Origin of the sequence: Saprospira grandis DSM 2844, assembly GCF_000275825.1 — a bacterium.
In the GTDB taxonomy this organism is placed as follows: domain Bacteria; phylum Bacteroidota; class Bacteroidia; order Chitinophagales; family Saprospiraceae; genus Saprospira; species Saprospira grandis_A.
This window is the reverse complement of sequence record NZ_JH719942.1, coordinates 990,135-1,012,141: the sequence shown is the minus strand read 5'-3', so window position 1 is coordinate 1,012,141 and position 22,007 is coordinate 990,135. Positions and strand designations below refer to the sequence as shown.

The following is a 22,007-nucleotide window of genomic DNA, read 5'->3' as shown; positions in this document are numbered from 1 at the left end:
ATAGGGGAGGGAAGAGGGTTTGTTTTCCATTTAAAAATCCTTAACTTTACCTAGGAAGATTTCACAATTTTATTAACTCTTCATCAAATTTAATTTTAAACGATGCGAAAAACGTTAACACAATTAGGCTATTGTGTAGCGCTGCTTTTGGCAAGTTGGACCTCTGCGCAGGCCCAGCTAACCCTTCCTTATAATGAGGACTTTGAGGGGGCCACAGCCGGCACTTATGTAGCCACTACCAACCTTATTCCTGGACTTAGCGGCACAGGCTACCAATGGGACTTTGAAGAAAATACCACGAACTGCCGCCTTCGTACTGATGCTGGAGCAGGTTTTTATCATGGTGGCAACCGCGCCATGACCCTAGATGCAGAAGTGAGCGGTACTATGGGTATTTCTTATTTGACCTTTACTGGAGACCTTAGCGCTTATTTGGGTTCTAATGACCTAGAGCTTAGCTTTTGGTGGATGGACCATGGCGATGAGTCGCAGCCAGAGGACCGCGTTTGGATCCGTGGAAGTAATACCGATGCTTGGATTGAGGTTCTAGATTGGTCTGGAAACACAACCAATGGTGTTTATTTTAATGAAACGGGGATCGATATCGATGTTACTCTAGCGGCTAATAGCCAGTTGGTCAGTAGTACTTTTCAGGTGCGTTTTGGCTGGTCTGATAACTTTCAAGCCACGAGTATCACAGGTTCTGATGGATTCACCCTAGATGATTTTAGCATTACAGGTACGCCTCCTGTTCCCGATAATGCTGGAATTAGCGCCTTGGTGGCGCCCACTGTACCCGGTACAGCAGGTAACCAAGCCGTAGATGTGACCCTAACTAACTTTGGCACCAATGCCCTCAACTCAGTAAATATTGACTGGGAAATGAATGGGGTGATGCAAACGCAGGTAAATTATAGCACATTGGTGGCTCCTCAGGCTAGCGTAACTGTGAACCTAGGAAACTACAACTTTGTCAATGGTTTGACGACAATCAAAGCTTGGACCTCTTTGCCCAACGGTAATGCCGATAACTTTACGGGCAATGATACCATAACTGCTTTCTTCTGTACCAGCCTTAACGGGGCTTATACTGTAGGAGGCGCAACGGCAGATTTTGCTACAATTGGAGATGCTGTCGCTACTTTGTATAGCTGCGGAATCAGTGGCCCAGTTACGCTTAATATTCAAGCAGGTACTTATACTGAAAATATTGCCCTAGTTGGTCCTATTACAGGGGCTTCTGCAGTAAATACGGTAACCTTTGATGGTGGAAATGCCGCTAATACTATGGTAACGCATGATGGCTCTGGGGCCAATGGTAATGCTACTGTGGCTCTAGATGGCGTAGAATGGGTGCGTATCCAAAACCTAGGGATTCAAAGTACCGGAACTACCGATATTTGGGGAGTATTATTGACTAACTCGGCCAATAATAACCAAATCCTCAATAACCAAATTACAATGCCTTATCAGTCAGGTATCGTTGATGCTGTAGCTATTCTTGCTTCTGCTAGTTATACTAGCACCTTTAGCGAAGGCGACAATGCCAACTACAACCTGATCCAAGGTAACTATATTACAGGAGGAGACTATGCCGTCCGCTTTGAGGGCGCTAGCGCTAACCGCAATGTAGGCAACCGCTTTATCAATAATACAATCACTGGCGTAGATGATTATGGTTTCTATATGGATGATCAAGATTCTGTCGAGATCATCGGAAACACCGTGAATGACCTTCGCTCTACCTTCTCTGATGCTATTTATTGCTTTGACTTGATGAACTTCCGTATCAATAGCAATAATGTTCATGCTCAGGATTATGGTATCTATATTTCTGATGGAAACTTTGATGCGACCCCTAGCCGTCGTGGAGAGCTGATCAACAATATGTCTATCGCTGAAGGGTTCTATTGTATTTACCTAGATGATGTGAACGAAACTGATGTTTTCCATAACAGCACTTGGAACAAAAATACAAGCACCACTAGCGCATCTTTCTATGGTAATGACTTGATCGATGTTTCTGCAGTGAACAATATCTTTACCTCAGACTTTGGCTATACTTTCCGCCATGCGGATGCCTTGGCCCTAACCGATATGGACCACAACCTGTTTTTCCGCTTCAACCCCGGAACTAACTTTATCCAGTTTGGTACCTCTAACTATGTTGATGTAGTGACTTGGCAAAATAGTAACACTTTTGGCCATGGTACTAACTCTGTAGAAGCTGATCCCGTTTTCTTTGGCCCTATGGACCTACACGTAGACGGCGCTTTTGCTAATGATGCTGGTGATAATACTGTTGGCGTTACTGTAGATATCGATGGCGAAAGCCGTCCATTTACTGGCGCAACTACCGTAGATATTGGAGCAGATGAGTTCCGCCCCAAAGATAATGATGCCGGTGTGATCGCTTTGGTCAATCCCGTTTCTCCACTAACTCCTGGCTTCCAAGCCGTAACCGTACGCGTACGTAACTTTGGTGTACAAGATTTAACGACTTTTAATATTGATTGGACCTATAACGGAACGCCTCAAGGAACAATTGGCTACACTGGAGCTCCTCTTGCTCCCCAACAAGAAGTAGATGTTACCCTAAGTAGCATTAACTTCCCCGCTGGCCAAAATGTAGACTTTGTTTTCTGGACCAGCATGCCCAACGGCCAAACAGATGACCGTATGAGCAATGATACGCTCTATGCCGAGCTTTGCCAAGGCCTAGTGGGCACTTATACTGTAGGTACACCCACTTCTGATTTCCCCGCCATTACTGATGCTGTAGATCGCCTTTACCAATGTGGTCTGGCCGGTGCCGTTACTTTCCAAGTCGCTCCTGGCGTTTATACTGGACAACAACTGGCCCTAGTTGGAGAAATCTCTGGTGCTAGCATGAGCAATACTGTCACTTTTGATGGTGGCGACACTGCAACCACTTTCCTTACTCATGACGCTTCTAATAGCCAATATGCTACGGTATTATTGGATGGTGCAGACTATGTAACGGTACAAAACTTCAATATCGCTACTACTGCCGCTTCTGGCGCTGACGGCTGGGGCGTCCATCTAATCAATGGCGCAGATCACAATAGTATCCGGAATAACTATATCTCAGCTACTTTCCAAACCTCTGTATTTGATGTGATTCCTGTGGTCATCTCAGGGAGCTATACAAACGACTTGACTGAAGGTAATAATGCTAATTATACCCTCATCGAAAATAACTATATCACCGGTGGCGAAAAAGGAATTCACCTTGAAGGCGCTAGCGCTGCTCGCAATAAATATAACCGAATCATCAATAATACAATTGTAGACTTTGATGACTACGGTATCTATGTCGATGATCAAGACTCTCTAGAGATTAACTACAATACGATTGAAACAACTGTGGGCTCTAGCTTCAGTGATGCAATCTATTGCTTCGATATTATGGACTTTACAATCAACTACAACCGTGTGGTGACAGAAGATTACGGTATCTATATCTCTGACGGAAACTTTGATGGCGCTATTACTCGCCGTGGACAGATTATTAACAATATGGTGTTCTCTAAGAGTGATGATGCTCTCTATATGGATGATATCCAATCTGTAGATATCTGGCACAATACATTGGTCGGCTCTGGTAGTACTGCCGCTTCTGGTCTCTATATGAATGACCCCACAGATTTAGATATTCGCAATAATATCTTTGTGGCCGATAATGCTTCTGCCTACGCTTTCGAATCTGCCGATGCTTTGCCTTTGACCGCTATGGATAACAACGTATTCTATAAAGCGAGTGGAACTAACCATATCGATTATGGTACAACGACCTACGATTTGGCTACCTGGCAGGCTTCGGGCCCCTATGGCTATGATGCTAACTCTTTGGATATCGATCCTCAGTTTGTAGCTAACTACACGGACCTACACGTTCAAAATATCCAACTCAATGCCGCTGGCGCTCTTGTAGGCGTAGCTACAGATATCGATGGCGAAACTCGCCCCTCTGCGAGTACTACACTACCCGATATCGGAGCCGATGAGATTACTATCTTTACCGATGATGCCGTAGCTGTTGGTGTTGACGCACCTAGCGTAGGTACCTGCGAAAATGCCAATGAAGTGTTGGTGATTACACTCTCTAATAATGGTAGCAATAGCATTAGCAATGTTCCTGTAACCGTAAACTTGAACGGCCCCAACGGTACGCAAACCTTTAGCGCTACTTATGCAGGCCCTCTAGCCTCTGCCGCTCAAGATACCCTCACTGTAGGTACCTTTAATACAACCGGTGGCGGAAATTACTGCTTCGAAATCATTACTCAACTTGCTGCCGATGGCAACGCAAGCAATGATACCGCTAACGTTTGTGTGAGCATCGCTAATCCTAACCCCACGTTCATGGGCGATACTACTTGTGTCGGAAATAGCGCTAGCTTGACCTCTATGCCCGCTGGCGGAATTAGCTGGTACGACCAAGCTACTGGCGGTACGCTCTTGTCTACCGATCCCGTATTTACTACTCCTGCACTCCAAGTATCTACTACTTACTACGCAGAAATTACTTCTTGTGCTGGCGGTACAACTCGTACCCCCGTTACCGCTACTGTGGTGGCAACAGCCAACCTAGACCTTGGCCCCGATGCGACCATCTGTGAAAGTAACCCCATCGGCCTTGCTGCCGCCCCAGGCGCTCAAGGCTATCTCTGGAGCACTGGAGAAACTACTCCCGGTATTGTCGCTAATATGGAGGGCCAATATGCCGTCACAATGACTGACGCTAATGGCTGCGCACTGACCGACTCTATCCAGATTTCTTTCTTTACTGGCCCCACGGTTAGCGCTCAGCTGAGTACGCTAAACTGCGGACGCGATGGCAACGGTGCTGTTGATATTACTTTGGCCGGCGGTACGGCTCCTTTCTCTTTCGATTGGACCACCGGCGCTACCACTGAAGATATCACCGGACTCGATGTTGGAACTTATACCGTAACTATTACCGACGATAATGGCTGTGAGTTTAACGAAACTTACCCCGTCAATGGTCCCGCCCCTATCAACTTTAGCTTTATGGCTAATGGCGTAGATTGTGGCAATACCGGTACCCTCCAACTTAACGTTCAAGGCGGTACCGCTCCCTATACCTACAACTGGAGCAATGGCGCAACTACTGCCGCTCTAAGCAATGTCCTTGATGGCGAAACTTATAGCGTAACGGTAACCGACGCTTCTGGCTGTACCTACAACGAAAGCTATACCATTAGCGCTAACCCCGCTTTGACCATCAATCTGGGTAATATCGTGAACGAAAGCAGCGACTTCGCTGGATCTATCGATGTTTCTGTCTCTGGCGGTGTTGCTCCTTACTATATCGTTTGGAATACCGGCGATACTACCGCTAGTATCAATAACCTCGTTTCTGGCCAATATGAAGTTTCTGTCTACGATCAAGTAGGTTGCTCTACTAGCCAAACAATCACGGTGGCTTATACTCAACCCACTAATATCAATGGCGTTGAAGGCCTCAATCAATTGAATCTCTTCCCCAATCCTACTCAAAATGTCGCTCAGCTTCAAATTGAACTAGCCAATGAGAAGGAAGTACAATTGACCATCTATAACCTCAATGGCCAAGAAGTTCAACGCTTCCCCAGCCAATTGGGCCGAAACCTCAATTACCAAATTAACCTAGCCGATTATAGCGCTGGCGTTTATCTCGCCCGCATCATCATCGGTGAGCAAGTATTGACCGAACGCATTATTTTGCAGAAATAAGCCAAAATATTGTACTTTTGAGGGGAGGACAGTTCGCTGTTCTCCCCTTTTTTATGCCCTTTTGGGGCCTCCACTCATATTATGAGGCGGCGGTTACTCCCTTCGGTCGTCAAACTGCGGTCTAAAGACCTTGTTGTCGTTCTGGGGCTCGCTGATTTTTTGGGGCCTCCGCTGCGCTCCGCTTGCGGCGCTACGTTCCAGGGCTCGCTGTTCGCTCGGCCCTTCAGCGCTGCGCGCTTCGGTCTGGCCTGCGGCCACCCCTGCACATCGCTAGGCCGTTTGGCCTGCGGCCAAGGCGGCAAAGCCGCCATTTTTTTGGACCAGAAACTTCTTTCCTATGGACCTACACGTTCAAGATATTAGTTACCAATATCCCGATGGAAAACAGATTGATTTTCCCAATTTTAGCTGCCCCGCCGGCGAACAACGCCTACTTTTAGGCCAATCTGGCTGCGGCAAAACCACCCTGCTCCACCTGATCGCAGGCCTCCGGAAATTGCAAAAAGGCAGTATCCGCCTAGGCGATTTGGCCCTAGAAAATATGAAGGGGAGCCTAGATGAATATAGAGGCCAAAAGGTAGGCGTAGTCTTCCAACAAGCTCACCTTATCCGCTCCCTAAATGTGGAGGAAAACCTATTGGCCGCCCAGCATTTTGCCCAAATTAAAGAAGATAAAAATGCGATTATCCAACTGCTAGATCGCCTAAATCTAGCCGATAAACGCAAGGCCAAACCCCAGCAACTAAGCCAAGGCGAACAACAACGTATCGCTATCGCTAGAGTGCTATTGCGCCGCCCCCAACTCATCCTCGCCGATGAACCCACGGCTAGCCTAGACGATAAAAATGCCCAAGAAGTGGCCCAGCTCCTCCGAGAACAATCAGAAGCCCTAAAGGCTAGCCTGCTGATTGTGACCCATGATGCCCGCCTCAAAAAACTCTTTCCCCAGCAAATTTTATTGGGCCAATAATTTGCAGCAAGCAGGCGCGAAGCGCCGCAGGCTGAGGGATGGAAAGGGGGGCGGCGAAGCCGCAGACCCAGCAAAATGAGCGTAGCGAATTTTTGCGCAGGGCCGAGCAGACCTGCGAGCCCCGACACAGCCCGACCCGGCCAAAGGCCGGGGCAGCCCCAAAATATCCCCCAACCCCAACCGAAAAACAAGAACTATATAATATTATGTGTACCGTAACTTACTTGCCCCTAGGCAAGGACCAATTTGTACTGACCTCTAACCGAGATGAGAGCGCCCGCCGCCAACCCGAGGGGATTTTTAAGAATGAAGAAAAGGGACTAATTTATCCCAAAGAGCCGAGCCAAGGGGGAACTTGGATTGCCGCCTCAGATAATGGCCGCCTGCTTTGTTTGCTCAATGGCGCCTTTGTGAAACATAAACACCAACCGCCTTATAAGCGTAGCCGTGGCCTGCTGGTCCTCGATTTCTTTGATTATGAGGATGCGCCCAGCTTTTTTGAACACTACGATTTTGAAGGCATCGAACCCTTTACTTTGGTCATTTATGAGCGAGGCAGTTTGTACCAATTGCGCTGGGATGAACAAAAAGCCCATGTAGAAACATTGATGCCCACCGAAGCCTATATCTGGTCTTCAGCTACCCTTTATCCCGCTCCTATTCAGGCCCAAAGAGCCGATTGGTTTACGGATTGGAAGTGCCAGCAAGGAACTTACCGCCCAGAATCTGTTTGGCAGTTTCATCAGGAAGGGGGCCAAGGCGATATCGAAAATGGCCTAGTGATGTACCGCAATAATGGCATTGTGCAGACGGTCAGCCACACCCAAGTGGTCCTCGAAAAGGAGCGCTTTAAGATGCGTTATTATGACCGCATGAGCCAAGAAGAATATCTCGCCGAACAAGCCACTCAACTATGAAACTCCTAATTGTCGCCGCCACCGAACTAGAAATTTCGCCCCTTTTGCAATGGCTATATAAAAACTGGGAGCCTCAGCGAAGAGCGGGCAGCTTTAAGCAAGGTCAGTTAGAATTACATTGCCTAATTACTGGGCTGGGCAGTATGCACACCGCCCACGCTTTGGGCCAAGAACTCCTCCTAAATCCCCCCGATTTGGCCATCAACCTAGGGGTAGCGGGAGCCTTGAATCCCGATTTGGTCTTGGGGCAGCTCTATCACGTTCGGGCCGAAATCTTAGGGGACCTAGGGGCCGAGGAAAAAGATGGTCGCCTTCTAGACCTCTTTGATTTGGGCCTCTTAGCACCGAGCAATCCGCCTTATATCAATAAGCGCCTCTATAACCCTCAAGCCGATGAAAGCGAGTTTTTGCCCTTGGCTACGGGCCTAACGGTCAATAAAGCCCATGGTTCGGCCCATTCTATCGAGCAGATTCGGGCCAAATACCCCGAGGCCGATTTGGAGAGTATGGAGGGGGCCGCCTTTTTCTTTGCCTGCCTGCAAGCCAAACAGCCTTTTGTGGCCCTGCGGTCTATCTCCAATTATGTAGAGCCCCGCAACCGAGCCGCCTGGCAAATGGAAAAAGCCCTAGACAGTTTGTTTGAAGGGGCCAAAAGCCTTTTAGAAAGCCTTAGTAAATAGCTAAGAAAAGGGAAAGGAATAAAGCCTTATGTTTGTGCCTATGAATAGGCTCCGCACATATATTGGTCTGCTCTTTTTGGGCAGCTTGCTCTTGCTGGCCCCCTGCAAAATGCGCTGGGCCCTGCAAAGCAGTCTGGACCAATTGCCCACGGCTGTGGCCGCCAAAGCCAAAGGCCTAAGTTGTGCGAAAACAGAACAAAAAAGCGAAAACAGGCTGCTGCAATGGAGCCAAAGGATAGTGAAGCTAAAGAAAATAGGCCTAGCGCCTCTTTCTTCGGCTTCGCTATTTTTTTTGAGCCAAATGAAGCGGAAAAATAGAGCGATGCTCGATGCTGAAGGCCCCAGAGGCCCTCCTCGGCCCTATTTTCTGCTCTACCAACAATGGAAAAATGAGTTGATGAATGCTTGGCAATTAAGCAATTCATTCATTAAAAAAACTCATTTATATGTCAAATCAATCAGCAGTTTTGCCCCAAGATGGGCAGCAATTCCTTTCGTATAAATTATTGGGCGTTTTCAATTTGGGCCTCCGCCTAGTGGTGGGCTGGACCTATTTCTCGGCTTTTTGGCGCCGCCTGATCCTCTCCAATAAGCTAGATCCCGATGCCGCCAATTATATCGGCATCAAGTTCAACCATTTTTTGCCGCAGGCCCTTGGCATTGGCCCAATCATCGAGTTTTTGCTCGAACATCCCGCCTATTTGTGGTGGGCCATGCTCTTTTTTACCCTAATAGAGGGCGTTGTGGGCCTCTTTTTTATGCTCGGCTTCTTGAGCCGCCTGATGAGCTTGGCCGTTTTGGGCCTTGCCCTAGGCATTTTGTTGGGTTCGGGCTGGCTGGGCACCACCTGCCTAGATGAATGGCAAATTGGCATTTTGGGGGTATCTGCTGGGGCCAGTATATTTATGACAGGCGGCGGCCGCTATAGTCTAGACCATTATGCTTTGGAGCGTTGGGGCTGGGCCGGCTATCTATCGTTCTGGAGCTCGGGTCCTATCCGCTGGGAACGCTTCCAAAAGCCCGTTTTATGGAGCAGTTTGCTCATTTTGGCCCTAGCGCTTTATACCAATCAATACTTTCATTCTGGCCTTTGGGGACAGCTACACAACAAATCGGTTAAGCCCAAATTGGCCCTTTCGGCTCCGCTTTTTCAGGCCGATAGCCTGAGCTTTGAGCTCTATCGCATAGAGGGCGTAGATGTCTATGGCTCCTTTCTTATCCAAATTGAATTGCTAGATGAGGCGGGCCAAGTTCTAAAGCACTGGGACCAAAAAGCTCTTTCCAGCCTGCCCGATCAACAAATTGAGAATGCTTATCCCGCTAAAATCAAGGCGGGGGCACATAGCCTAGTGGTTCCCTTGGGGGCCAAGGCCCGCCTGCGTTTGCCGATTTCCAAAGCCTTAGCGGCCAAGGCCAAAACTCTAAAATTAGTGGATATTTCGGGCTTGAGTTGGGAATTATCGCTTTAATACTGGATGATAATTTTTTGGGGCTGCCGCTACGCCCTTCGGTTGTCGAACTGGCGCCCCTTTGGGGCTGGTTGTCCTTTCAGTCGGGTCGGGCTATGTCGTGGCTCGCAGGTCTGCTCGGCCCTGCGCAAAAATTCGCTACGCTCATTTTGCTGCGGCTGAAAGCCGCAGTGTTATCGGCCTAGGGGCCTGAAAGGGTGGCCGCAGGCCAGACCGAGTTTTGAGCGCAGCGAAAAACGAAGGGCCGAGCAGGCTTGCGAGCCCGGCAAGGGCCCGGCCGCCGAAGGCGGCAGGCCCCAAAAAAAAGAGACCTTCCAAAAGGAAGGCCTCTAGATGAGAAATCAAGAAAAACTGGAAAAGATTAGTCTTGAATAATCCATTTGAGTAGGAGTTGCTCCTGTTCATTTTGCAGGCGCAAGAAATAGACGCCGGGGGCGAGCTCCTCATTAAGGTCGAGGCTATTTTGGCCAGCGGGCAGCTCATAACTTTGGAGGATACGTCCGTCTAGGGCAATCAGTTGAACCTTTAGGGTATTGCTGAGGGCGCTAGAGAGTTGCAGGCGGCTTTGGCCGAGGCTAGGATTGGGCAGGATGCGAACATCGGTGCCATTGCTCCAGCTTTGGATAGCGGTGGGGCCAACCGTGACCGTATCGGTATAGTTACAGTTGCCATTGATCGTCAATTGGACCAGATAAACGCCAGGGGCGGCATAGCTATAGCTAGGGTTTTGTTGATTTGAGCTATTGCCATCGCCAAAATCCCAGCTCCAGCTATTGGCTCCAGCGGATTGATCTGTGAAGTTAACTGCCAGAGTACTTGCATTGGCATCATGGTTAAAGTTTGCCTGATCGGCAGAGACATTAACCGTAACGGCGGTAGAGCGGCAGGGGGCATCTTGGACCTCCCAGTCGTAGAAGAAATAGTAGTAATCGGGGCTAAAAGAAGAGCCCGTGATGCTCATCAGGCCAGCGATGCTATAGGGATAACTAGCGCCAGCATTATTGCGGTAGAGATCGAGGGCAGCGCCACCGATACTGTAGGTACCTGCGGCGGGCAATTCAAAATTGAGGGTAATGCGGCTTTGTCCGTTAGGGACATTTACGGTAGTGGATTGAATCAGGTTACCGCCGCCATTGGCTGCATCATAAAGCTCAATCGTTCTGTTGCCTGCGCCATCGGCATCTACCAAAACGGAGAGGATGCGAATGGGGCTGTTGGCGTCAAAATTCAGGTATTGGGTACCTGTAAAATAGCCTCCTGCACCTAGGGCAGCGGGGTTGGCTGGGCCAACTTGCTGAGCGGCAGAAGTGACTACATTTTGGACCGAATAGCTTGTGCTTGTAGCTGTAGGCGTTGCATTATAGGTATTGCCTTCAAAGAGGAAATTCCCGTTTGCATCGGACCACCAGATGCTGCCTGTGCCTGTAGCGCTAAGGGCAACAGTTTGCCCAACACAGCCCGTAGTGGGAGTTGCTGCAGTGGGGGCTGTAGGGAAATTGACCGTTACATAATTGCTTTGGACCAGGGTATCGCTACCGAGTTGGTTACTTGCAATTAGTTGGACCGTATAGTTGCCATTGGTGGTATACAGATGGTTGGGGTTTTGTTGTGTAGAGCTATTGCCATCGCCAAAATCCCAGGCCCAGCTAGTGGGGGTATTTGTAGATTGGTCCATAAAAGAGACCGCACCATTACAGCTAGTGGTACTTCCAGCGCTAAAGGCCACGCTGGGCGCATTATTAAGCGTCGTTACATTGATATTATCTAGGAAAAGGTCGTTGCCATAGCCACAGATATTCACAAATCGGAAGGCCACATTATTGCCAATATAAGGAGCGAGATCGATGACCTCTGTTCTCCAGTCGCTAGCGGCGGCGGGGCTAAACTGCCCAGTTTGGGTACCTGCTGTAGCGAGATTAAGGTCTTCCTTGAAGTAGAGTTGGCTATAGCTTTGGCCACAATCGGTAGAGACCTCTACTCTTAGGCCCTCATAGAGCGAGGCACTATAGCGAGCATAGGCTACATCAAAGCTAAGTTGAGCGGCGGGAGCGTTAGTGAGGTCCATACTAAAGAAGCCGAGGACATCCTCTTCACCAGCGGCATTATAGGAAAAGTTATTGACCACAATAGCGGTAGTGGGGTTGCCATCGCTACCCGTCACATTATCTTCCTGCCAGCTGAGGTCGGCATCATTATTTTCGAGGTAGCTATTGGCGGGAGGAAAAACGCCAGATTCAAAGTCCTCGATATAAGGGAACGCACTAATAGTATTGCTAAAATCAATTGTCATGGCGATCGTATCATTACAGCGGGCGCCATCTCCGGGGATATTGGTCCAGACCTTAAACTGATATTGGCCGGGGCCAGCAAGCGTAAGGGCTTGGCTAAAGCTAAAGTTAGCAACAGCGCCTCCGGCTAGGCTGCCGGTAAAGGTATCGGTAACAATAGTTTGGTTATCGACTTGATAATAGACCTCAAAATTGCTTTGTGCTTGATTGCTAATATTGGTCAATTCGACTTCTACGGGCAGGCTATTCCCATTACAACTTTGCTGTTGTGTTTGGGGGCTAAAGAGTTGGCTAATTCCGGCATCGTCATTTAGTCCACAATCCATGAGGCAGGCTGAACTTCCAGTATTTCCTCCTTGCATTTGGACCGCAATAGCGCGGCGGCCTCTAAGGCCGTTGGGGCCTTTGGCTCGAACCGAGAACCACTGGTCGTCATTGATATTATTGACGGGGACATCAAAACTAAGGTTAGCGGTAGAGCCTACAGAATCCATATGCGTGGCTCCAAGAACAAAGACATCATATTCGGCGGCACCAGCTACGGCATCCCAATTGATGCGGATAGTATTGGCAGAGGTACAGACCGCAACTACCCGAATATTTTGCGGAGTCTCTAGGATGGAGAAATTGGCATCGCTCATATCCGAGTTACTTCCTCGGGTAATGCGGATAAGTCCTTGGCCAGTTACTGTAGCGGGTACGGTCCAGTCAATAAAGCGAGCGCTACCGGCTACATTAGATTGTACGGTAGCCCAAGAATTGCCATTATCGGCGCTATACTCAATATTAAAGCTAGCGCTTGTGCCATAGGCATCCCAATGGATACGGTCTTGGCTGCCGGGGATAAGGCCTTCGCCCCCCACTGGATAAGTGAGTAGGATATCGTCGGTAAGAAACTCATAGACGATATAGTAGTCTTGTGGGCCAAAGGGCACGGCTGTACCACTTACATTGATGGTATAAGTTCCTGCGCTAGGGTTATCAATAGCTACCTGTTCTACATTATTAAGGGTATCCACCCCTCTAGTAGCGGGCAGGGCTAGGGTAGTTGCAGTAGGGCTGGGGTCGAGGATCCAAGGCAAATGCGTAGTATTGCTAGGATCGCTAACCGTAAGGTCTAGGTTATTGACTAGGGCAAGGGCGGCAGAAGTAGAGGCCTCCTTATCGTGCCAATAGACCATAATTTTTGCTCGGCGAACATTAGCGGGGATACTGATGGTATGGCTAGTGTTGCCTGCTTGTCCGACCGATCCGTTAATGTATCGGTTTTCTTCTAGGGTTTTGAGTGTGCGATAGGCGTTCACTTTTCCCCAGCCAAAAGAGTAATCGGGGCCATCATTGCCTAGATCGTTGGCCGAGTTGAGCAATGCGGCTTTTAGTAGAGCCGAGGGGGCATTTGCGCCAGCATTTAGGTCTCGATAAGCCTGATGCAATTGGGTGAGGACCCCTGCGATACCAGGAGCGGCGGCAGAAGTTCCTCCACCGGGTACATAAGTATTATCGGGGTCGGTAGACATTTGGCCTTGGCCATGAGCGGAAATATCGGGTTTGATTCTTCCGTCGGAGGCGGGGCCACGGCTACTACTGTTGGCGAGGGCATCATCATTATAGAGGTTGGCGGTAGCCAAGACATTTTTTCCTACTTTATGACCTCCTGTAATATTTCCCCATTGGCTACCGGCGCCATAGCCACAGTCGCTACCGTTGCTATTTCCGGCCGAAAAGACCTGAATAAGGCTAGGGTTGCTATAAATCTCTTGGTCCACGGTTCTGGCTAGGGTGGTATAGCCTGCATTACAGCCGTTAGAATAAGAGCTAGAGAAAACCATAACGGCGCTATCTTGGTGGAGGGCCACTGTGCCGGGCAGGCTACCATTATATTGGCGAACGTGCAAATAAGCATGAGGGGCCATTCCTCTCATTACAGGGTCTAGGTTACCTGCTGCGCCAACAATACCCACGGTCATATCGCCATGTGTACCGGTCAGGTCGCCAGCTACATCTTGTTGGTTGGCTCGGCCCTTAAAGTCGATATGTGGACCAGCGAAACCGTCATCGTTAATAGCGACGGCCACCCCTGCACCATTATAGGCATAGGCGCCATAATAATCGCCATCAATGAGGTTGGCTCGGTGGAGGTTCCGCCCATCGTCTGATTCTGGCTGTCCAGGATCGGAGGGTAAGTCTAAGTAGCGAACAAAGGGTTTTTGGGCCAGTTGTTCAATTTGGCTAGGAGGCAGGGCTGTTACTAGCGTTCTACTTAGGGGGTTGACAAACAGCAGGGGGTAGCCTTCTGTTTGTAGTTCTTGAAGGGCTTGTTCCCAGTTGATGCTTTGATGAATTTGGACAAAAAGCTTAAGTTGCTGTCCTTGCATGGCCCAAATAGGAAATGGACGCTCCTCTAGACGGGCATCCATTTTATGTTTGGGAGCGAGCAGTTTGAGCCCACGAATACCAAAGCCTTCTAAATCTTGAACAGTTAGGCGGCTAGGAATAGCAAGCAGGTAGCTGTTTTTGGGCAAGTATTCTAAAAAGACAATGCCTTGGTCTTGCATGGCTGCCCGTTTTTTGGCATTGGGCAGTTCTTTAAAGTTGGCCAAGCGAAAGAGTTTGCCTTGATAGGCATCTTGTTGCTGTGGGCTGCTAAAGCTACTGAGGTCGGCGGCAATAAATTCTCGGCCCGACTTCAGCGCTAGCCAGTCTCCTGCTGTCGTTTGGGCTTGTAGACCAAAACTAGAGAGCAAAAGTGCAGCTGCAAAAGCATAAAGTATACGCATACACTATAAGGTTGTAATGATGAATTGGTTTGCCCTCTAATTTAAAATTTTATTAGCTGAAATTTATACTTTGCAGCTTTTAGTTCTGATTTGAAATTATTCTGAATATGAATTTCAGGATACTACAGGCGGCGAAGCCGCCGCAGGCAAAGGCCAAATAGAAGCCCTGCCACTTCTATCCTTTGCTTTAATTTCTTGCTATTCATCGTCATTTTTCTCAGTTATAGCTAAGGCTATGTCTTTAAAAAATACCTTGACTAGCATAAAATTTTTATCAAAGAATGGCCGAAGCGCAGAACTTCTATCTGGCCTAGGGGCCTGAAGGGGTGGCCGAAGGCCAGACCCAGCCGCTGAAAGCGGCGCAGGGCCGAGCAGACCTGCGAGCCCCGAAAGGGCCCGGCCGCCAAAGGCGGCAGGCCCCAAAAAAATAGGCTAGTCCTGAATAAAGAACTAGCCTACAGAAGAATAAATTGGAATTACTTAAAGCGCTTTTCTAATTGCGTTACGCGAATTGTTTTAGAGAAAACATCTGATTTTCCGATAATTTTGAGCTCAAAAACGCCTCGGCTTTTGGGCGGAACAGGCAATTTGAAACTTAGTTCTTTTTTGCCTTTTACCTTTTTGATTTCTTGGCTTTGGAGAATTTTATCCTCTAGAATATCTACGCCATTGGCTTTTTGGATGAGCTGAATCTCGATATTTTGTTTTTTGGGGCTCGCAAAACTGAGGGCAATTTTGCGGCGGCCCTGGCTGGTCTTGATGCTCATGTTCTCGATGGGGCTGCGGCTAGATAGGATCTCTCGGCTATATTGGAGGTCTTTGAAAATCCAGTTGAAGGGGTCAAACTCTAGGCTGTTAAAGTCCTTGCCGAGCTCAACTTCTATCGTTTGATCGGCTAGGGCTTTGAGTTGCACGACCTTTTCTACTGTGCTGCCATCTTCTAGGGTAAAGCGGATGCGGGCGGGCATCTCAAAAAACTGTTTTTGGCCCTCTATTTTTTCTTGTAGGACCCGAAGATTGATGCCGCTGCGGGTTTTTTCATACTCTATTTTGTAGGTAGGGTAATATTCGCCAAAGACCCATTGGTCAAAGAAGTATTTAAAGTCTTTGGGCTCATTTTCGCTGGCGTAATATTCACAAATTTCTCTAAAGCGCTGGGTGCTCAGGTAGGTGCTTTTGCCTCTTTTGAGCTCCGTAATTCCCTTTAGGGTTTGATAAAAATACTCATCGCCCATAATGCCTCGAAGCATGTGAATGACGTACATTCCCTTTTTAGAAAGGCGTTCTTGAGAGTACTCATTGATATTGTCTAGATAGAGTTTTCCGCCCTCATAATATTCCTTTTGGTCCAAAATGATTTGGTAAACATTGAGCCCCCGCTTATACTCCTGCCAAGTGGCCTCGGCATAGGTGGCTAGGGCTTCGGTGATCCAGGCATCCTGCCAAGCTTCTGGCGAAATATGGTTGCCAAACCACATATTGGCAGCCTGGTGCACCACTTGGTACATATGAAAACTTCTGAGGTCTTCTACTAAAACGGCGGTTTGGGTCGGCATGCCGTCCAACCCTAAGGGCAAGCCCAGCTCTATCACGCTAAAGCCCTCGTCTCTGTAGGGGTAGGGACCAAAGGTGCGGCTCAAACAAGCCATAATTTCCTTAGAGCGATTGATGGTGGCATTGGCCTCTTCTAGATGCTCGGGAAAGATGTAAAAGTTGATCGGAAAGCTGTAGCCCTTGGCCTTGTATTCCACTTCCATTTTGGCAAAATTAGAAACGGCCACGGTCAAATGATGGGGCGCAATGCGGTGGCGATGCCGCCATTTGAACTTTCTTTTTTTGCCATCTTCCAAGATTTCGGTCCCTTCCAAAACGCCATTAGAAACAGCCGTATAAGGAATTTTACGCTCTTTTTCTTGCACCACAGCCGTACTAAAACGAACAGGAATCGTTACATCTACATAAACTGAATCCACTTTATCGCCAATGCCTCTGCGGCAGGGAAACCAACGATAACCCGCCTGCGGATAGGCCGCTAGGGCGAGCAAACGACTCTGAAATTTATCCTTTCCTCGATCTTTAACAAGCAACCCCTTGGTCACGGTTTCCCCATCTACATCCAGCTGTTCGTTTTGCGGAACGCCCTCATAATGAACCGTAATTTTGCCTCTTTCTTCTTTGCGTAGGGGCCTGCCCGAGAGCTTGACCAGAATTTCTTCTCCTTCTCGCTCAAAAGCGCTGGCCCCATCAATTTTACTTATTTTCATCCCCTCGCCAAGGTCCAAGTAGAGCTCGTCTATTTGGTCCTTCACGGCCACAAATTCAATATAGATCGAGCCCTTAATTTTGGGCTTGTCAATGTCTATATCCAAGTCGAGATGATAAAATTTCATATTGACATTATAAAGGCCGTCCGAGTCTTGGGCACTCAAATGAAGCGGCAAGAAGAGGAGGGCCAGTAGGGCAAGTTTTAATAAGTTTGGCATACGTTCTATTAAATTAGGTGAAACTCAATTAGCTGGCAAAAGATAAGGCGCAACTGGGGTGCTAAAAAGCAAAATAACCGATTTTTTAACGGCGCCTTCTTTATCTTTGTTATTTTTCTGTTTCTAAAGGCTTAAAGCCCTGTACTATTTTGTTTTTTTTGGGGCCCGCGGCCAGCGAAGCTGGCCGCCGCTATGCTGCGGGGCTCGCAGGTCTGCTCGGCCCTGCAGGCAGGCTGCGCCTGCCTTTGGTCTGGCCCTTCGGGCCACCCGCTCCGCAGCGCTGGGCCATTTGCGTCCTTCCCTGCCGTTTTGGAATCATGCGTTTAATTATGTCAGAACTATGCCAAGTATACAATCGACCTTTGTAAAATACGCTATGCGCGCTATGCGCCAAATGAGCCTCATCTATTTAGATGATATTGAGCGAATGCGCCAAGAGCATGATAAAGCCTTGGCCCGCTTGTCGGCTCCAAAAGAGCTCAATTATGAGGAAATAGAACTGCCCAGCTGCTCGGCAGAGTTTTGCCGCCCAAAGAATCATCATAGCCCCAAGGTAATTTTGTACCTACATGGTGGGGGCTTTTTGTTGGGCTCGGCCAGAGCGCATCGGGCCTTGGTGGGCAAAATTGTGGCCCAGTCGGGCATCCCCGCTTTGAGTATAAATTATCGCTTGGCGCCAGAGCATCCTTTTCCCGCAGGCCTAAATGACGCACTTTCTGCCTACCATTATTTATTGGACCAAGGCTATGGCCCCAAAGATATATTTTTTATGGGCGACTCGGCTGGGGGCGGTTTGGTCCTTAGTCTGCTCCTAAAACTAAAAACCTTAGATTTGCCACAGCCTTTGGGGGCGGTGGTGCTTTCTCCTTGGACCGACCTGACTTTGTCTGGAGATAGCCTAGAGCGTTGCCAAAAAAATGACCCTATTCTGTGGGCCGAGCATACGGAAAGTTGGGCCAAATCTTATTATGGCTCGGCCAACCCTAAGTCGCCTTTGGTTTCTCCTTTGTTTGGAGACTGGAAAGATACGGCCCCGATTTTGGTCCAAGTAGGCACGCATGAAATCTTATTAGATGATAGCCGCCGCCTAGGAGAAAAAGCAGCTGCTGCTGGGGCCAAAATTTGGGTGGACCTCTGGGAGGGGATGCCACATGTTTGGCAGTTTGCCTGGGCCTATGTACCCGAGGCCCAACAGGCCATAGATAAAATTAGTCGCTTTTTGGCCATCCTGAGCGAAGAGCAAAACCCCAGCGCCGAGCAACCCATTTTAGAGCAATTGGCCAAAACGGAAGAAAAAAGCCCAGCCTTTGTAGAATGGTGGCAAAAAAGTAGTGAGTGGCTGCAGCAAAGTTGGCCCTTGGGTAAAAAATAGCATAGATGAAGGTACTAAAACAACATATAGGAAAGATTTTAGGTCTGCTGTTGGGCGGCTTACTCTATTTTCCAATTGGTCTTTTGCTGGGCTTAGGAATTGGCTTTTTTCTGGATATCCTGCTTCAAAAAGGAGGGGGGACAGGCCCAAAAAAGCGCAAAAGACAATTGCCACAACCCAACGACAGCACCAACTTTATTTTGAGCTCCCTCATCTTGGCCGCTGCGGTGGTCAAATCAGATGGAGAAGTAGAAGAGTTGGAGCTGAGCTATATTCAAAAGTTTTTGGTCGAGCAGTTTGGCCAAGACAACTTGCAGGAATATATGGGCATTTTGAGTGCCGCCTTAGAGCAAGATTGGGATATGGCCAAAACTTGTCGGCAAATTTATTTGAGCAGCAGCTATGAAACCCGCTTGCAGATGCTTTATTTTCTGTTTGGCATTGCCAATGCAGATTATAGCATTGACCAGGTGGAGGTGGATACCATCAAGCGCATTAGTTTGGAGTTGGACCTACCGCATAGTGATTTTGTTTCTATTAAGGCCATGTTTTATGATGAAATGGACAGCCATTATAAGATCTTAGAGTTGCCTCCTTCTGCCTCTGATGCCCAATTAAAGGCGGCCTATCGCAAGATGGTGAAGAAGTATCATCCGGATAGTTTGGCGAGCTTGGGCAAGGAGTTTCAGAAGGTGGGAGAGTCTAAGTTTAAGCGTTTGCAAGAGGCCTATGATACGATTTGTGAAAAGCGGGGCTTGAAATAGGTCCAACTGCGTTTTGCAGGCGCGGAGCGCCGCAGGCTGAGGGATGGAAAGTGGGGCGGCGCAGCCGCAGACCCAAGTTTTTGAGCGCAGCGAAAAAACTGCAGGGCCGAGCGAGCAGCGAGCCACGACAGAGCCCGACCCGCCCGCAGGGCGGGGCAGCCCCAAAAAGAGGAAAAACTTGGCCTATTAAGGAGAAGTTCTTATCTTGAAGACCAAATTTGAATTAAATTTTATGGAAGAGAAGAAAGCTATTGGCGCCAAGGATGTATGTATTTTGGCGCAGGGGACCATTATTGAGGGGAGTTTAGAGACCAACTCGAACATTCGTTTGGAGGGCGAGGTGCATGGAACGATTTCTTGTGGGGGGCGCCTAGTGATGGCGCCAAAAGGCAAGGTCATGGGCCAGATTAACTGCAAAGAACTCATTTCTGAGGGGGAGAGCAAGGGGAATGTAAAGGCCAGTGCTTTGGTTTATTTGCAGGCTTCGGCTCAATTGAAAGGAGATATTGATTGCGAGCGATTGCAGATTGAACAAGGAGCAATATTTAATGGCCAATGTACTATGCCCAAAGACAAGGCTTAGGGCCTTGGATAAAGAATAATATGAAAAAAGGTCTGGACCAATTGGCTCAGGCCTTTTCCCTTTCTTTTTGGCAAGAAAAAGCAAAGGTAGCGGCGTTTTTTCCCTTTTATCATGCGGTAGAAGCGGAGCCGCAGCCGCATATTTCGCCCCTTTATCCGCTTATTTCGCCTCAGCAGTTTGAGGCCGAGCTACAGCTCATTTTGGCCCATTTTGAGCCCATAGATTTGGGAGAGTTATTGGCTTGGGTAGAAGCGGGGCGCCCTGCTCGAAAGCCATTTTTTCATTTGAGTTTTGATGATGGCCTGAGTAGTTGTTATCATGTGATTGCGCCCATTTTGTTGCGTTTGGGGGTTCCGGCTACTTTTTTTATCAATGGGGCTTTTATAGATAACAAGCGCTTGATGTTTAGGCATTTGGCGGCTTTGATTTACAGCCATTTGGAAGCGCGGAATGACTTGGGGGCCAAAGATGCGGACTTGCTTTTTTCTGCGGGGCATGCTCAGGAGAATGAGCTTTTGGTTTGGGCAGAGCGAATTGGCTGTTTGGTGCCTGATTTTTTGGCCCAAAAACAACCTTATTTGACATTAGAGGAGCTAAAAGCCCTGCAAACTATGGGGTTTAGTATAGGCGGGCATAGTTGGGATCATCCTTTATACAAAAAGCTGTCTTTGGAGGAGCAATTGGTACAGACCGAGAAAAACCAGCAGCAGTTGGTGGCTTGGCTGCGGCAGCCTATTCGGGCCTTTGCGTTTCCTTTTACGGACCATAAAGTGGGGCTCGATTTTTTTGAGCGGGCCAATTTGGACCTTAGCTTTGGCGGGGCGGGCATTAAGGAAGAAATGCAGTTGGGGCGGCACATACAGCGCTTTCCGATGGAAGAAATGCGGATACGGTCTGGGGCGCAAAAATTAAAATCGGCCTTTGCTTATGGGAGCTTATTGCGGACCTTAGGGAAGCGCAAGATAGATAGGAGGTCGACAGCGAGAAGGTTATCTTAGGGCCGTTTTTTTTTAGCAGAAGGCCTAGGGTTGTTGATTGTCGGCATTAGACTGATTTTTACTAGGGCGGATAAGGAATTCTCCTATGCGCAAACTTAGCCATAAGGTGGACAGGAAGGCTATTGCTTGGCGACCATAAAGTAGAATATATACAAGCTGAGATCCCTCTTCTTTTTCTGAAAACTGCTTTGTGTAAAAAATGTAGCTGTACCCAACAAACGCAAATAACAAATTGGCCATATGAAAGAGTAGTTCAAAGCAAAGGTAATAGATAAGGAGGCTAATAAGTCCCCAATTTAGTGGGTTTTTATTGTAGCGAATGGCCTTCTTTCTGTAGAGGTAAAAGTTGAGGCCAAGCATAAGGAGGAAGGGGATGTAATAAGCATAGTAGTTGATCATGGGCGTGTTTTATGGTAGGTTTAGGGATGCAGGGGGCGAAGCCCCCTTGGCCCGCAGGGCCAAATGGCCCAGCGCTGCGCAGCCGTGGCCCGAAGGGCCAGACCCAAGCCGCCGAAGGCGGCTGCAGGGCCGAGCAGACCTGCGAGCGGCGTAGCCTTTCTATTACCCACTTTTATTTTATGTGATCTGTCCAAGCATTTTGGCCGTGTCATACATAATGTAAAAACGCTCAAGTCCTTTCTCTACTTTTTTAATGGAAGCCGCATGTTTTATTTTCTTTACAATACCATCAAAGCCTCCGAGCGAGGCTATGACCCAGTAGGCCCAAGCCATTGATTTAGAGTTAAATGGATTACTATTGTAAGGGCTCTTTTTTCTTCCGTCTAGATGTTCTACAAAAATAAGTCTCGAGAAAATCAACCTCTTTCTTAGTAAAAATAGTAAGCGCTGAAGTCTCATTATCTTGGTTTAATCCGGCCTCTCGTAGCCTAAGGATCTTGTCTGATGCACTAATTGCCATAAGTATCATTTTGCGGATGGCGCCTCC

14 protein-coding genes and 1 pseudogene are annotated in these 22,007 nt (G+C 48.3%); 10 read left to right on the top strand and 5 right to left on the bottom strand.

The window, feature by feature from the left end; translation table 11 throughout:
* Window positions 1-102: 102 nt before the first annotated feature.
* The 6 genes from SAPGRDRAFT_RS04725 (at window position 103) to SAPGRDRAFT_RS04695 (ending at window position 9,796) form a co-directional block, all read left to right on the top strand.
* Window positions 103-5,760 carry a right-handed parallel beta-helix repeat-containing protein gene (locus SAPGRDRAFT_RS04725; protein WP_002657599.1) on the top strand — a complete coding sequence of 1,886 codons (5,658 nt, stop codon included), beginning with the start codon at window positions 103-105 and terminating at the stop codon, window positions 5,758-5,760.
* A gap of 337 nt (window positions 5,761-6,097) precedes the next feature.
* Window positions 6,098-6,730, top strand: a complete 633-nt coding sequence (locus SAPGRDRAFT_RS04715; protein WP_002657597.1) for an ABC transporter ATP-binding protein — start codon at window positions 6,098-6,100, stop codon at window positions 6,728-6,730.
* A 206-nt stretch (window positions 6,731-6,936) separates the two neighbouring features.
* Complete coding sequence (locus SAPGRDRAFT_RS04710) at window positions 6,937-7,647, top strand: NRDE family protein (protein ID WP_002657595.1); 711 nt, start codon at window positions 6,937-6,939, stop codon at window positions 7,645-7,647.
* On the top strand, window positions 7,644-8,327 hold the full coding sequence (gene mqnB, locus SAPGRDRAFT_RS04705; protein ID WP_002657593.1) for a futalosine hydrolase: 684 nt from the start codon (window positions 7,644-7,646) through the stop codon (window positions 8,325-8,327). The genes SAPGRDRAFT_RS04710 and mqnB overlap by 4 nt, the downstream gene beginning before the upstream one ends.
* A gap of 28 nt (window positions 8,328-8,355) precedes the next feature.
* Window positions 8,356-8,829, top strand: coding sequence for a hypothetical protein (locus tag SAPGRDRAFT_RS04700; protein WP_002657591.1), 474 nt, complete (start codon window positions 8,356-8,358; stop codon window positions 8,827-8,829).
* The gene (locus SAPGRDRAFT_RS04695) at window positions 8,774-9,796 is read left to right on the top strand and encodes a TQO small subunit DoxD (protein WP_002657590.1); all 1,023 of its coding nucleotides are present in this window, start codon (window positions 8,774-8,776) and stop codon (window positions 9,794-9,796) included. The genes SAPGRDRAFT_RS04700 and SAPGRDRAFT_RS04695 overlap by 56 nt, the downstream gene beginning before the upstream one ends.
* 361 nt (window positions 9,797-10,157) lie before the next feature.
* Here the strand turns inward: SAPGRDRAFT_RS04695 and SAPGRDRAFT_RS04685 are convergent, their stop codons facing one another.
* Both SAPGRDRAFT_RS04685 and SAPGRDRAFT_RS04680 read right to left on the bottom strand, forming a co-directional pair.
* Window positions 10,158-14,861, bottom strand: coding sequence for a PKD domain-containing protein (locus SAPGRDRAFT_RS04685; RefSeq protein WP_002657588.1), 4,704 nt, complete (start codon window positions 14,859-14,861; stop codon window positions 10,158-10,160).
* 476 nt (window positions 14,862-15,337) lie between these two features.
* Complete coding sequence (locus SAPGRDRAFT_RS04680; RefSeq protein WP_002657587.1) at window positions 15,338-17,344, bottom strand: M1 family aminopeptidase; 2,007 nt, start codon at window positions 17,342-17,344, stop codon at window positions 15,338-15,340.
* A 340-nt stretch (window positions 17,345-17,684) separates the two neighbouring features.
* Between SAPGRDRAFT_RS04680 and SAPGRDRAFT_RS04670 the strand changes: the two genes are divergently transcribed.
* From SAPGRDRAFT_RS04670 to SAPGRDRAFT_RS04655, 4 genes are all read left to right on the top strand, one after another.
* On the top strand, window positions 17,685-18,716 hold the full coding sequence (locus SAPGRDRAFT_RS04670) for an alpha/beta hydrolase (RefSeq protein WP_253271269.1): 1,032 nt from the start codon (window positions 17,685-17,687) through the stop codon (window positions 18,714-18,716).
* A gap of 5 nt (window positions 18,717-18,721) precedes the next feature.
* The gene (locus SAPGRDRAFT_RS04665; RefSeq protein WP_002657583.1) at window positions 18,722-19,480 is read left to right on the top strand and encodes a J domain-containing protein; all 759 of its coding nucleotides are present in this window, start codon (window positions 18,722-18,724) and stop codon (window positions 19,478-19,480) included.
* Window positions 19,481-19,712: 232 nt separating this feature from the next.
* Complete coding sequence (locus tag SAPGRDRAFT_RS04660) at window positions 19,713-20,063, top strand: bactofilin family protein (RefSeq protein WP_002657581.1); 351 nt, start codon at window positions 19,713-19,715, stop codon at window positions 20,061-20,063.
* Window positions 20,064-20,083: 20 nt separating this feature from the next.
* Entirely contained in the window at window positions 20,084-21,061 is a 978-nt protein-coding gene (locus tag SAPGRDRAFT_RS04655; RefSeq protein ID WP_002657580.1) for a polysaccharide deacetylase family protein, read from the top strand.
* A 24-nt stretch (window positions 21,062-21,085) separates the two neighbouring features.
* Here SAPGRDRAFT_RS04655 and SAPGRDRAFT_RS04650 read toward each other — a convergent pair whose 3' ends face one another.
* From SAPGRDRAFT_RS04650 to SAPGRDRAFT_RS23240, 3 genes and pseudogenes are all read right to left on the bottom strand, one after another.
* Window positions 21,086-21,460, bottom strand: a complete 375-nt coding sequence (locus tag SAPGRDRAFT_RS04650) for a hypothetical protein (RefSeq protein WP_002657577.1) — start codon at window positions 21,458-21,460, stop codon at window positions 21,086-21,088.
* Between the two features lie 177 nt (window positions 21,461-21,637).
* A complete protein-coding gene (locus SAPGRDRAFT_RS23245) occupies window positions 21,638-21,793 on the bottom strand; it encodes a hypothetical protein (RefSeq protein ID WP_002657575.1) in 156 nt (51 codons plus the stop codon).
* A 22-nt stretch (window positions 21,794-21,815) separates the two neighbouring features.
* Window positions 21,816-22,007 (bottom strand): annotated as a pseudogene (locus SAPGRDRAFT_RS23240) (IS4 family transposase); the annotation flags it as partial.

What these genes read in the sequence shown, in the direction of transcription:
- SAPGRDRAFT_RS04695 (WP_002657590.1), top strand. Translation starts at nt 8,774, where the DNA reads ATGTCAAATCAATCAGCAGTTTTGCCCCAAGATGGGCAGCAATTCCTT.
- mqnB (WP_002657593.1), top strand. Translation starts at nt 7,644, where the DNA reads ATGAAACTCCTAATTGTCGCCGCCACCGAACTAGAAATTTCGCCCCTT.
- SAPGRDRAFT_RS04685 (WP_002657588.1), bottom strand. Translation starts at nt 14,861, where the DNA reads ATGCGTATACTTTATGCTTTTGCAGCTGCACTTTTGCTCTCTAGTTTT.
- SAPGRDRAFT_RS04655 (WP_002657580.1), top strand. Translation starts at nt 20,084, where the DNA reads ATGAAAAAAGGTCTGGACCAATTGGCTCAGGCCTTTTCCCTTTCTTTT.
- SAPGRDRAFT_RS04680 (WP_002657587.1), bottom strand. Translation starts at nt 17,344, where the DNA reads ATGCCAAACTTATTAAAACTTGCCCTACTGGCCCTCCTCTTCTTGCCG.
- SAPGRDRAFT_RS04650 (WP_002657577.1), bottom strand. Translation starts at nt 21,460, where the DNA reads ATGATCAACTACTATGCTTATTACATCCCCTTCCTCCTTATGCTTGGC.
- SAPGRDRAFT_RS04660 (WP_002657581.1), top strand. Translation starts at nt 19,713, where the DNA reads ATGGAAGAGAAGAAAGCTATTGGCGCCAAGGATGTATGTATTTTGGCG.
- SAPGRDRAFT_RS04725 (WP_002657599.1), top strand. Translation starts at nt 103, where the DNA reads ATGCGAAAAACGTTAACACAATTAGGCTATTGTGTAGCGCTGCTTTTG.
- SAPGRDRAFT_RS04715 (WP_002657597.1), top strand. Translation starts at nt 6,098, where the DNA reads ATGGACCTACACGTTCAAGATATTAGTTACCAATATCCCGATGGAAAA.
- SAPGRDRAFT_RS04710 (WP_002657595.1), top strand. Translation starts at nt 6,937, where the DNA reads ATGTGTACCGTAACTTACTTGCCCCTAGGCAAGGACCAATTTGTACTG.
- SAPGRDRAFT_RS23245 (WP_002657575.1), bottom strand. Translation starts at nt 21,793, where the DNA reads ATGGCTTGGGCCTACTGGGTCATAGCCTCGCTCGGAGGCTTTGATGGT.
- SAPGRDRAFT_RS04670 (WP_253271269.1), top strand. Translation starts at nt 17,685, where the DNA reads ATGCCAAGTATACAATCGACCTTTGTAAAATACGCTATGCGCGCTATG.
- SAPGRDRAFT_RS04665 (WP_002657583.1), top strand. Translation starts at nt 18,722, where the DNA reads ATGAAGGTACTAAAACAACATATAGGAAAGATTTTAGGTCTGCTGTTG.
- SAPGRDRAFT_RS04700 (WP_002657591.1), top strand. Translation starts at nt 8,356, where the DNA reads ATGTTTGTGCCTATGAATAGGCTCCGCACATATATTGGTCTGCTCTTT.